Here is a 12,292-nt window from a genome sequence, read left to right as displayed (position 1 = left end):
ACCTCAACGTCGGAGACCAGGGAGACACTGCCGTGCTGAGCGGGTTCAAGGACTTCATCCTTCGCGGGAACATCGTGACCATGGCGATCGGCCTCGCCGTGGGTTCCGCCTTCACCGCGGTCGTCACGGGCTTCAGCACGGCGTTCATCGCCCCGCTCATCGGCCTCGCCACGCGCTCGACCGGCGACTTCAGCGAGGCGCACTTCCGGGTCGAGGGCACGGACTTCCCGTACGGCAAGTTCGTCGCCGCGGCGATCGCCTTCGTGATCACGGCGGCGGTGCTCTACTTCCTCGTCGTCGTCCCGATGGTGAGGCTCCAGACCCGCCTCGACCGCGGCAAGCCGGTCGACATCAAGGCCGCCCTGCGCGACTGTCCGCGCTGTTTCAGCCAGATCCCCGCGATCGCCACCCGCTGCTCCCACTGCACCAGCGAGCTCAAGGCCGACCCCGAGGCCCTCGCGCTCGCCGGACTCCCCGAACAGCGCTGACCCCCAGCCGGCGGGCACTCTCCACCCGTACGGGCTACATGCGCCCTGCGCGCACAAGGGAACTCGTCCTCCTCGTCTGGCGTTGACCAGTACAGGAGGGTCCACTGGACCGTGGAAGCACCCAGCACCAGTAAGCAGAGGGTTCCCCTGCCGCACCACATGGAGGGCGTACCGTGCACCGCCGGCACAACGGGCTGAAGACCGCCGTACTCCTCGGGGGGCTGTCGGCCCTCATCATCGTCATCGGTAGTTTCTTCGGTCGTACGGGGCTGATCGTGGGCCTCGGCATCGCCCTCGCGACGAACGCGTACGCGTACTGGAACAGCGACAAGCTGGCCCTGCGCGCGATGCGCGCGCGCCCCGTGAGCGAGTTCGAGGCCCCCGCGCTCTACCGCATGGTCCGCGAGCTGTCGACGCAGGCCCGCCAGCCGATGCCCCGCCTGTACATCTCGCCGACGGAAGCGCCCAACGCCTTCGCGACGGGCCGCAATCCGCGCAACGCCGCGGTGTGCTGCACCGAGGGCATCCTCCGGATCCTCGACGAGCGCGAGCTGCGCGGCGTCATCGGGCACGAGCTGAGCCATGTCTACAACCGCGACATCCTGATCTCGTCGGTCGCCGGCGCCCTCGCCTCGGTGATCATGTTCCTGGTCAACTTCGCCTGGCTGATCCCCGTCGGCCGTTCGAACGACGACGACGGCCCCGGACTGCTCGGCATGCTGATGATCATGATCCTGGGCCCCATCGCGGCCACGGTCATCCGGCTCGCCATCAGCCGGTCCCGGGAGTACGAGGCGGACGCGTCGGGCGCCCAGCTCACCGGCGACCCGCTGGCCCTGGCGAGCGCCCTGCGCAAACTCGACGCGGGGACCAAGCAGTTGCCGCTCCCCCCGGAGCCGCGGATCGAGACCGCAAGTCACATGATGATTGCGAACCCTTTCCGTCCCGGGCAGGGCATGTCCAAGATGTTCTCCACGCATCCGCCGATGGCGGAGCGCATCGCCCGGCTAGAGCAGATGGCAGGTCGTCACCCGTGAAGACAATCCTCAACATCATTTGGCTAGTGCTGAGCGGCTTCTGGCTGTTCCTCGGCTACCTGCTCGCGGGCCTGATCCTGTGCATCACGATCATCGGAATCCCGTTCGGCATCGCGGCGTTCAGGATCGGCGTGTACGCGCTGTGGCCGTTCGGCTATACGACGGTCGAGCGCCGCGACGCGGGCGCCCCGTCCTGCGTCGGGAACGTGCTGTGGCTGGTTCTGGCCGGCTGGTGGCTCGCTCTCGCCCACATCGTGACGGGCATCGCGCAGTGCATCACGATCATCGGTATCCCCCTGGGCGTCGCCAACTTCAAGCTGATCCCGGTCTCCCTGATGCCGCTCGGCCGCGAAATCGTCCGCACGGACCAGCCGTTCGTATAGCGGGGGCGCCGGTCTGACGGCGTAGCAGGAGGGGATCAACTCGGCCTTACGGCCAAAGAGTTGTCCCCTCTTTTGCGTAGCAAAGGGACCCCGCGTACTCCGTGTGGAAGCATGGCCGGTGCACGGGGGAGGTGGGCAGGCAGGCCCGAAACGTCGTGAAGCCGTGGCCTGCGCGCGAAGATGCAGCACGATTCCGCAAAGAGTCCGGACAGTCCTGAGGACGGCCCGGAAGACGGTCCCGGAAACGATCCCGACGGCGGCTCCGAAGGCCGTCCCGAACGCCGTTCCGTGCGCCTCTTCACGGACGGCTTCCTCGATCCGGACGCCCTCGGGGACGAGCGCACCGCCACCGTCCTGCTGTCCGCCGCGGAGCGCGCCACCGAGCGCTTACGCCCCGGCGACATCCTGTACGCGGCGCTCGGCACCCGCGACCCCGCGGTGCTCCCCGCGTTCGAGGGCGCGCTCGCCGAGGGCGCGGCCCCGCATCACCTCCTGGAGACAGTCGCCGTCTACGCCCCGCCGGGGAACGGCTACGCGTTCGACGGCGCGCGCGACCATGTGAGCCCCGAACTGGCCGCGGCCTTCGAGGAGTTCGAGTCCCGGTGCGCGCGGGACGCGGTGGGCGCCGGGGTCCGCCTGGAGCTGCTGCTGGCCTGTCTGCTCGACGCCCCCTCCGCGGACGAGCGGGACTTCCTGACCCCGCTCCTCGATCTGCCCCTGGCCGCCGAGGCGCTGCGCAGACAGGTCGGGGTCCACGCCGACGAGCCGCCCGAGCTGTACGACGACGCGTCGGGCAGGCTGCGCTCCGAGGAGTTCACGAACGACGCCTGGGCCGTCCTGGAGCTGGCCGCCCAGCGGGCCGCCGAGCTCGGTTACGACCGGCTGCTCCCGCCGCACTGTCTGATGGCTCTCCTGTCGGAGACCGAAGGGCCCGCCGAGCGCCTCTTCCGGCTCCAACTGCCGCTCCAGGTCGGCCTGGTGAAGGCCGTGGAGATCATCACCCAGGCCTTCCGGATCACCGAGCGGGGAAACCGGACGGCCCCGCGCCTCGACCGCGACGGGATCGGCGAGTCCCTGCGGGACCTGCTGCACGCGGCGCGCACGACGGCCGCCCGCTGGGACGCGGAGCAGATCGACACCCCGCACCTGCTCGCGGCCCTCCTGGACAGCCCGCCGCAGCGCCTCGCCTCCGTCCTGGCCGCCGAGCCGCTGCGCCTCGACATCAAGCGGCTGCGCGAGAGCGTGCGCGACGTACTCGGCGAGACCCGTTCGACGGCGCCCCGCGAGGTGCCGTTCCGGCTGCCCGCGTTCCTGCCGCCCTCCGAGGACCTCACCTGGCTCGCGCGGACCGGGGCCATCGGCCCGGCCGCCCATCTGGACGGATACTTCGAGCCGCTGTGCCGGGCCCTGCACCGTACGGAGAACAACCACGTACTGATCACCGGTCTGCCCGGTATCGGCACCACCACTCTGCTGCGCGAGCTCGCCCGGCGGGCCGCCACGGGCGAGATCCCGTTCCTGCGCCGCAAGCGGTTCCTGCGGGTCGACTGCAAGGACGTCGCCGCGGAGAGCAGCGGCGAACAGCTGACGGCCCTGATCGGCCAGGTCGCGGGCCGCACCGACCTGGTCGTCTGCGTCGACGGGCTGGGACCCCTGCTGCGTGGCCGGCACGGCGCCGACCACCTGCTGGAGCTGCGCCGCGCACTCAAGGAGCGCAGCATCCATCTCATCGGGGTGCTCGCCGAGCACGACTACGAGGATCTGGTCGCCGCCGACCACGTCCTCCAGGAGCTGACCTGCCGTATCGACATGGCCGAGCCGGAGCGGGAGGCGGCGCGGGCCATGGTGCGCCTCGCGGCGGACGCGCTGGAGACGGAGTTCACCGGCATCAGGATCGAGCGCCACGCGGTGGCGAGGGCCGTGGTCCTCGCGGGTGACTTCGTCCGGCACCAGCGGCTGCCGCTGTCCGCCGTCAAGGTCCTGCGCCGCGCCTGCGAGGACCTCGACTACGCGCGCAGGCAGCACGGCGACGTGCGCAGCGCCGTGACGCTCGACGAAGTGGCCGATGTCGTGTCCGAGCTGTCGGGCATGCCGCGCGAGCAGATCGCCGGCACGGGCGGGGAGCGGGTCGACTACGCGACGGCGCTCGGCGCGGAGGTCGTCGGGCAGGACCAGGCGGTCCGGGTGGTCGCGGACGAGCTGCGGCGCATCAAGGCGGGCCTGGCCGCAGTCAGTTCGGGGCCGGCGTCGGTACTGCTCTTCGCGGGTCTGACCGGCGTCGGCAAGACCGAGCTGGCCAAGCGGGTCGCCGGCCTCTACTCGGCGTCCAAGCGGCTGCAGACGTATCCGATGGAGAACTTCACGGAGCCGCACAGCGTGTCCGGCATCCTCGGCTCACCGCCGGGCTACGTGGGGCACGAGCGCGGCGGGCGGCTCATCAACGAGCTCAACAGCGACCCGTACTGCGTGTTCCTCCTCGACGAGGCGGAGAAGGCGCACCCCGAGGTGCTGCGGCCGTTCCTCAACCTCTTCGACGAGGGCTGGATCACCGACCAGCGGGGCGTCAAGGCGCACGGCGACCGCGCCATCTTCATCCTCACCACGAACGCCGGGCACGAGATCATCTCGCGCCTCGGCGAAGGCAGTTCGGACGAGGAGATCTCCGCCGCCGTACGCGCCAAGCTCGCGTCCGAGCGCAGCCGGGACGGCACGCCCGTCTTCACCCCCGAGTTCCTGGCCCGCGTCCGCCGCGTCATCGTCTTCCGCCCGCTCGGCGGCGACGCGATGACCGCCATCGGCCGCAAGGTGCTCGACCGGCAGGCGGCCTTCTGGCGCGAGAAGCGGGAGAAGGAGCTGACCGTCCCCGAGGAGCTGGTGCGATACGCGGGCGCGCTCGGCCACCGCCTCAACTCCGAGGCGGGCGGGCGCGAGGGCGGTCGCATCATGGCCAAGGTGCTCTCCGACCTGGTCGAGAACCCCGTCCTCGCGGCGGCCGAGGAGCGGGCGGAGGAGTTCCAGGCCTGCGACCGGATCGTCGTCGACTTCGTGCCTCCATCGCCGCCGGGCGTGCGTGACGCCCTGTTCTCCGGCCGGGACGGGGCGGAAAGCGGTTCCCTCACACGGGTGCGCTTCCTGTCGCCGGAACCGGCGGACGGGATGGAACTGTCCTCTGTGGAAGGCGGGTTGACCAAGTCCGGCGGGAGCGGAGAGGGGGACGCACACGATGAACCAGGCCGCACCGGATGAGTCCGGCCTGCGCGGACTCGAAGGCCGGGTGGTCGACGGCCGCTACGCACTGAGCGGCTGGATCGGAGGCGGCGGTTTCGGGGCGGTCTTCCGCGCCGACCAGTACATCCTCGGCCATCCGGTGCGCAGCGTGGCTCTCAAGCTCTCCCGGCGCGCGGGCCTGACCGAGGAGAACGCCGCGGAGCTGTTCCAGGACGTCCTGCTGCTCGCCGAGGCGATGGACACCATGGCGGACGCCGAGGCCCGCCGCCATCTCGTGCACGTGTACGACGGCGGTCTCGCCAAGGGTCTCGGCGGCCGCGCCTTCCTCGCCATGGAGTACGTCCCCGGGGCCACCCTCGCCGGCCAGTTCGCCGAGATGGGGCGCGTCCCGGCGCCGCTGCTGGTCAAGTGGGCGCGGCAGATCTGCGTGGCCCTGCGCGGACTGCACCGCCTGGACCCGCCGCTGCTGCACCGCGACCTCAAGCCCGACAACGTCCTCCTGGGCAGCGACAACTGGGTCCGGCTCATCGACTTCGGCCTGGCCGCCCGGATGCTGGAGCTCGGCCACGTCCCGGGCACGGTCGGCACCCTCCAGTACATGGCGCCGGAGACCGCGGCCGGCTCCAGCGTCCCCGAGTCCGACCTGTACTCGCTGGGGCTCCTGATGTACGAGGGCCTGACAGGCCGCCACGCGTACGCGCATCTGACACCGCCGCCCGCGCTGCCCGAGTCGGCGCACGGCGACTGGCTCCAGGAACAGAAGCGGGGAGCGCCGCCCGTACGCCCCTCGGTCCACAACAACCTCGTCCCGCCCGCCCTGGACGCCCTCGTGATGCGCCTGCTCGAACTGCGGCCCGCGCAGCGGTTCCGCAGCGCGGAGGAGGTGATCGCCGCCCTGGACGTGGTCCTGGAGAAGCCGGTCGTGCGGCAGCCGGGCGAGGCCGAGCTGGCGGAAGGACGGCGGCTGAGGACGTCCGGGCAGGGCCCGGCCGCCGCGACCGTGCTCCGCAGGGGGCTCGAACGTAACCACGTCCCCGACCCGTTACGCCTGGGCCTGCTCACCGAACTGGGGCAGGTCCACGAATCCGCGGGCGATCACCTGGCGGCCGCCCACTCCTGGGCCGACGCCTGTGAACTCGTCCGCGGGCGCGCCCTGATGCCGTCCGGCACCGACCGCGCGAGGCTCGCCCGCCGCGCGGAGGAGGCGTTCCGCAAGGCCGGCAACCGTTTCCAGGCGGAGCGGTTCGGGCGTCTCGCCCGCGCCGAGCGGGACCGGGGGTGACGGGTGGAGCCCCAGCGGTCCCTGAGGAAAGGTCTGTCCCGGCGCGGCCGGCTGGAGAACGCCTGGGCGAGCGCGCTCGCCGACGCCGATCCGCGCGCCGGCCTCGTGAGCCTGCGCGCGGTTCTCGCGGGCATCGAGGAGTACCAGGACCGCACCGCTGACCTGTGGCCCTCCTTCCAGCAGTCCTTCCTCGGCCCCCGCTTCCTGCCCCTCGTCGAGGCCGCCGACCTGGACCGGCTCGCCCAGGTCGGCGAGCGCATGGCGGCCGAGGGGCGCATCGGGCTCCACCAGAGCTGGGTCCCGCTCGCCGACGCCGCCGTGGCCCGGTCCGGCGCAGGTGACCGGGACTTCGCGGTGTCCCTGTACACGCGGCTCTACCGCAGCGCGTTCGTCCACGAGGAGTCCCGCTCCATCGCCGCCACCGCCCTGGCCAGGCTCGGCGCCGACCAGGACGACCAACTGGCGATCTACGTGGACATCTTCAGGCGGTACGCGACCGTGCCGCCAGAAGTGCACCAGATGACGGGGCGCCTCCTCGGAGCCGGATTCGACGACGAGACGGGCCGCGTGGAGCGGGCCTTCGCGCTCGCCACGCACCTGTCCGCGGCGGGCCTGCGCCTCGCCGGCCTCGACCGCACGCTCGGCCTCGGCGCCCTGCTGCTGCACCGGGAAACGGCCGACGCGGCCGACCACTTCACCCGCGCCTGCGGTGCCGACCCCACCGACGGCGAGGCCCTGCGCGGTCTCATCGCCGCCCGCCTGCACAGCGGCGCGTACGCCGAGGCCCTCACCGCCGTACGAGGACGGGAAGCCGTCCTCACACCGCGCGGCGCCGAACTGACCGACCTGTGCCGGATGCTGGAGTGGCTCGAACTGGACCCCGGCCGCGACGGCCCCCCGGGCCCCGCCACCGCGGCCCCGCTGACGGCCGTACGGCTCGCCACGATCGGCGACGGCGGCGACAGCCGTCCCTGGGGCCGCTACGCCCAGGGCCGTGCCCAGCTCCTCGAAGGCAACGCCGACCTGGCCGCCAAGAACCTCGTCGTGGTCGCCGACGCGTTCCCGGACCGGTCCGACCTCGGCTATCACGCGGCCTGGGCCCAGCTGTTGTGCGGCGAGCACGAGGCGGCGGGACGCCGCTGCCGCGCGCTGCTCGCCGACGGCGACGCGCACGCCTGGCCGCTCGGCTGCCTGCTGGCCGACGCCGATCCCGGCCGCCGCGCCACCGACGAGGAACGTACGGTCATGAAGGGCGCGGCACACGCCTTCACCGCGGTCGTCACGGCCCGGCTGAGGCTCGCCGAGGGACAGGAACCCGGCGTCGAGCTGGCCTGGGACCCGCTCGGCGCCGAGGGCGCCACCGTCCCGGAACTCCTGGAGGCCCTGCGCACCCTCCTCGGCGTCGAGGTCGCCGGCGGCCGCCGGAACGCGGTCGGCCACCTCACCGCCCTCTCGCTCTTCGGCCGCCTGCCCCTGCCCGAACAGCTGTTGTGGCGCGCCCTGTCGGCCCTCCCGGAAGACGGCGACCGGGCCCGCTCCCTGCTCGAACAGGCGGGCGGCCAGGGCCTCGACCGCGCCACCCTTGTCCTCGCCGTGACCGAACTGACGGCCGGGAACCCCGACCGTGCGGCGGACCTGCTCGACGGCGTACGTGGCCCCAAGGCCGAACTCGTCCGCGCCCGCGCCGAACTGGCCCTCGGCCGCACGGTCGACGCCGTGCGGCGCCTCGACCGCCTGCCGACGCCCCGGGCCCGCTACGAAAGCGGCGCGCTCGCGCTGCGCGAGGCCGCGGCGCTGTGGGCCGGCGGAGAGGCCGACCGGGCCGTGCAGCGCGCCGGGTGGGCGGCGGCGCGGCTCATCGACGCGCAGGTCACCGGGCCAGGCGCCCTCCCGCCCGTCCCCGCCGACGCCGGACGTCTCGCCCGCGCGGCCCGCCTCCTGGCCGAACGCGCGGCACGGCCCGCCGACGGTACGGGCGCCGCACCGTGGCGCATCGTCCGCCATCACTCCCGTACGGCCTGGCTGCTCGGCCTTGGCCAGCTGCTGGCGGAGCCGCGCGAGGCGGAGCCCGTACTGGTGGAGGCGCTGGTGGCGTGGGTGGGGGAGGCCGATGGCCCGACCGCCGCTGATGTGGGCGACGCCCGTGCCGTGGAGGTGCTCGCCCTGGCTCTGGGGCGCGCCTGCCTGCTGGGCGAAGACCCCGCTGTGCAGGACGAGTTGGCCGGAGCGCTCGAAGTTCTCGCGGCGGCCTGGCCGCTGCCGGTGGTGGCGCGCGAGGCTCGTCGTGCCGCCTCGCTGGCCGGGCGGCACGACGAGAGGGCCAAGGACGCGGGCGCGGATGAGGATGCGGGTGCGGATGCTCCGGCCGACGTCAGGGACGACCCGCTGCTGGCCCTGCCTCTCGCGGCGGCCGCGCTCAAGGCCGGTGACAGGGCGGATGCGGTACGGCTGCTACGGGCTGTGGGCGACGGGCCGGATGAGGGCGCGGAGGTCGTCGGGCAGGGTGGAGGCGCGGAGGGCCCGAAGGGCGGCGTACAGGGTGGAGGCGCCGAAGGCCCGGAGGACGACGTGCAGGATGAGGGCGCGGAGGGCGCCGACGGCGCAGGCGGCACCGGAGAGGCCCGTCGCGCCGCCGCGCAGGTCGTCGCCTTCGTCGCCCAGGCCCTCGAAGGCGAGCCGCCCGCCGAGCTGCCGTCCGTCGGCGGCAACCCCGCCCTGCCCGCCCCGCTCCTCGTCGTCCAGGCGGCCGGTCACCTGCCGGCCCAGCGCGCGAAGGCCGCCGAGGCGCTCACCCTCGCCCTGCGCGATCACGACCTGACCGGCCTGGTCGACGTGGCCGCGACCCTGCCCGCGCTCTGCGCCAGGGTGGCCCGCGCCAGGCGCCGGGACGGCCGCGCCCAGGCCCTGGCGGAGGTCGTACGCCGTCTGGCGGACCGCCTCACCGAAGACTCACCGGAAGCGGACGGTCTCGTACCTTTCGATGCCGTCACCCTCGCCCGGTGCGCCGCCGCCGTCGGGGACCACGAAGTCGCCGACAGGCTGTGGCGGCACGCCCTGAACGCCGATACCGATGCCGGCGCGGACAGGGCCGCCGCCGAGTACGGGAAGTACCTGTGCCACCGGGCGGTGGCCGCCAAGGCGGACGGTGACCCCGCACGGGCCCTGGAACTCCTGGGGCGGGCCGCCGGTCATCTCCCCGAGGAGCACCCGGCCCACCGGCACCGCGCCGACCTGGAGCGCAACGACCGCTCCGACGCCCTCCTCAGTCATCTCTTCCCGGACGCGGCCCAGACCTGGGAACGCCCCGGCAGGCTCCCGGCCGTGGAAGCCGCGATGGCCGATCACCCGGTGTGGCAGGCGCTCGCGGCGGACCAGGCGGCCGCCATAGAGAGGGAGCTGACGAGGTTCTTCGCGCGCCGGGCCACCCGTAACGACATCCCCGTACTGCACTCGATGGCCGTGGTCTACCGCGAAGAGGCTCTGGCGAAGCTGACCCGCACGGGAGCCGCCGACGAGGACCTGGTCACCGCGACCGTCCTGTGGGTCCTGCTGCTGTGCCACCCGGGATTCTGGGAGGCGTTCGCCGACCGCCCGGGGTCCGACGACGCGGGAACCATCGTCGCCGACGCGGCGACCGGCCCCGACGCCGAGTATCTGCGCACCTCCCTGACCGATGAACTCCTGACCCTGCACCGCAGCCACGGCGCGCGGGCCCTCGCCGAGCACCGCGAGGACCAGGCCCGCCTCCATCTGAACTGCCTGACCGCCCTGCGCCAGGGCACCCATGTCACCCGCACCCTGCTGGCCGAGGGGCCCCTGGCCGGCGTGCTGCCGGGCGTCGACGAGGACCTCTTCGCCGCCGTCTCGGACCGCGCGGGCGCCCTGCTCGACGACTGGTCCACCGACCTGGTGCGCGCGGCCGAGAAGCGCGTCGACGACCCCGAGCGGGTCCGCGCCCTGCCGGACGGCATCGACAAGGACTACGAAGAGGGCATCAGCAGCCTGGCGAACGCCGTCGACCACGGCTTCGCCCCCGGGAACGTCCTGTGCACCGTCGTCGCCTGGCACAACGAGTGGCAGAACTGCCTCTACCAGATGGGCGACCGGGACCACATGCGCACGGTCGTGACCAAGGCCGTGCGGTACGCGGAACTGCTCGCCCAGGGCGCCGTGAAGGGACGCCCGCACCTGCGCGAGAACCAGCTGCTCGCCGCCCACTACGTGGACCGCGGCCTCCTCGACCGGGACACCGGCAAGGCCATCGCGTACTTCGAACTGGCCAAGGAGTGGAACCCGGCCAACACCAACGCGCCGCAACTCCTGGAGCAGTACCGCCAGGACGCCCTGTTCAGCGCCGCCCTCGAACACATCAAGGCGCGCCGCTACCCGAAGGCCCTCGCCGAACTCGACCGCGTCCCGAGGACCGACGCGACCAGGAAGACCCTCGACCGGCTCCGCACCAGCACCCTGATCAACCACGGCTACGTCCTGCTGGACGCCGAGCGGCTCGACGAGGCGGAGCGCGCGGTGCGCGACGCGGAGCGCGTCGCGGCGGCCGGCGACGACCCCAAGATGCGCGAGGAGGCCGCCAAGGCGCTGCGCGCGGTGGCCACCGGGATGAACAACCGTGCGGTGGCCATGAGTAACGCCGCGCTCAGCAATCTCGAACGTTCCGTCCGTATCGGCCCGAACGCCGTGGAGGGTGAACTGCAGGCGGCCATCAGCCTGTTGCGGCGGGCGGAGCGGATCGCCCCGGAAGCCGCCACCCGGGACAACATCACCCGTATCGAAGACCTCCTGCGAAGGCTGCGCCCATGACGACACTGCCGTCGGCGAACCGTCGGCCCAACCCCTTCCATGTACTCGGACTCCCCGTCGACGCCACCGAGGCGCACATCGTGGAACGCGCCGAGGAAGGCATCCAGACCGCGTCCACCGCCCAGGACCGCGACCTCTACGACTGGGCGATGCGGGAACTGATCCGCAACCCGCGGGCCCGGCTGCGGTACGAGGTGACCGAGCCGCCGGGCACGGACTACCGCGACCGCCGGTGGGACGCGTTCGCCCGCACCCACCGCACCTACCCGGCGGACCTCGGGGGCCAGAACCTGCGGGCCGAGGACTTCGACCTGCCTCAGGCGCTGCGGCGCACCGTCCGCGCCCTCGCGACGGCGCCCGTCGCGGGGGCGGACGACGCCCTGCGTACGGCGCCCGCGGCGGCCCGTGCCCAGGACGAGGAACAGGAACTGGAGGTGCGCGATGTCCTCTTCGGATGAGCCCGACGCCGTGCGGCCCGGCTGGGAGAACTTCGCCGAGCGCCCCGTCCCCGAGGTCCACGGTGCGACCACCGCACCGGAGGCCGAGCTGGCCGGCGTACTGCAGCGCCGCCACGAGGAGCTGGCCGCCGCCCGCGGCGCCTCCGCCTCGGCCGCGACGCGCGTGCACGCCACGCTCTTCGAACTGGCCATGCTCATCGGCACGTTGGAGCAGCAGGTCAACAGGACGGGGGAGCCGCGCGAGGCCGTGGACGCAGAGCTCCGGCACCGTGAGCTGAAGAACGTGAAGGACCGGATGCTCGACGTGCTGCGCGGCGCCGGCGTGGAGGTGCGCGACCCGAAGGGCCTGACCGCCGACGAGGTCCTGGACTGGGCGGACCCGGTGCACTGGCTGCAGAGCCCGGAGTTCGACGCCGAGGTCGTGGCCGAGACGAACGAGTACGCGGTGTTCCACGACGGCGCCGTGGTGCGCTTCGCCCAGGTCGTCATGGGCGCGCCCGCCCCCGCCCCCGCCCCCGCACCCAAACCCGAACCCGAGCCCGAGGCACCCCCGAGCCGGATCCCCAGGTGAAGCGCGAGCCCGACGCCGAGACGCCGC

The 12,292-nt window shown here is 73.0% G+C and carries 8 protein-coding genes; all 8 read left to right on the top strand.

Translation table 11 applies throughout. The features are described from left to right. Positions 1-32 precede the first annotated feature (32 nt). The 8 genes from OHO83_RS20600 to OHO83_RS20565 all read left to right on the top strand — a co-directional run bounded on the left by OHO83_RS20600 (position 33) and on the right by OHO83_RS20565 (position 12,265). Entirely contained in the window at positions 33-488 is a 456-nt protein-coding gene (locus OHO83_RS20600; protein ID WP_266673265.1) for an MscL family protein, read from the top strand. Positions 489-661: 173 nt separating this feature from the next. After that, entirely contained in the window at positions 662-1,525 is an 864-nt protein-coding gene (gene htpX, locus OHO83_RS20595) for a zinc metalloprotease HtpX (RefSeq protein WP_266673267.1), read from the top strand. Further along, positions 1,522-1,908, top strand: coding sequence for a YccF domain-containing protein (locus OHO83_RS20590; protein ID WP_330279708.1), 387 nt, complete (start codon positions 1,522-1,524; stop codon positions 1,906-1,908). The genes htpX and OHO83_RS20590 overlap by 4 nt, the downstream gene beginning before the upstream one ends. Before the next feature lie 288 nt (positions 1,909-2,196). Beyond that, complete coding sequence (locus tag OHO83_RS20585; RefSeq protein ID WP_330279707.1) at positions 2,197-5,154, top strand: AAA family ATPase; 2,958 nt, start codon at positions 2,197-2,199, stop codon at positions 5,152-5,154. Continuing rightward, the gene (locus OHO83_RS20580) at positions 5,132-6,418 is read left to right on the top strand and encodes a serine/threonine-protein kinase (RefSeq protein WP_266673273.1); all 1,287 of its coding nucleotides are present in this window, start codon (positions 5,132-5,134) and stop codon (positions 6,416-6,418) included. Before OHO83_RS20585 ends, OHO83_RS20580 begins: the two co-directional genes overlap by 23 nt. Before the next feature lie 3 nt (positions 6,419-6,421). Further along, the gene (locus OHO83_RS20575; RefSeq protein ID WP_330279706.1) at positions 6,422-11,236 is read left to right on the top strand and encodes a hypothetical protein; all 4,815 of its coding nucleotides are present in this window, start codon (positions 6,422-6,424) and stop codon (positions 11,234-11,236) included. Beyond that, positions 11,233-11,694, top strand: coding sequence for a hypothetical protein (locus OHO83_RS20570; protein WP_266673277.1), 462 nt, complete (start codon positions 11,233-11,235; stop codon positions 11,692-11,694). Before OHO83_RS20575 ends, OHO83_RS20570 begins: the two co-directional genes overlap by 4 nt. After that, a complete protein-coding gene (locus OHO83_RS20565; RefSeq protein WP_330279705.1) occupies positions 11,678-12,265 on the top strand; it encodes a hypothetical protein in 588 nt (195 codons plus the stop codon). The genes OHO83_RS20570 and OHO83_RS20565 overlap by 17 nt, the downstream gene beginning before the upstream one ends. Positions 12,266-12,292: the final 27 nt, after the last annotated feature.

Origin of the sequence: Streptomyces sp. NBC_00569 (genome assembly GCF_036345255.1) — a bacterium.
Taxonomy (GTDB): domain Bacteria; phylum Actinomycetota; class Actinomycetes; order Streptomycetales; family Streptomycetaceae; genus Streptomyces.
Note: the sequence above shows the minus strand (reverse complement) of the source record. Positions and strands in the feature narration are given on the sequence as shown.

Excerpts from the sequence above, each read along its gene's own strand:
- OHO83_RS20570 (WP_266673277.1), top strand. The coding sequence starts at position 11,233 with ATGACGACACTGCCGTCGGCGAACCGTCGGCCCAACCCCTTCCATGTA.
- OHO83_RS20580 (WP_266673273.1), top strand. The coding sequence starts at position 5,132 with ATGAACCAGGCCGCACCGGATGAGTCCGGCCTGCGCGGACTCGAAGGC.
- OHO83_RS20565 (WP_330279705.1), top strand. The coding sequence starts at position 11,678 with ATGTCCTCTTCGGATGAGCCCGACGCCGTGCGGCCCGGCTGGGAGAAC.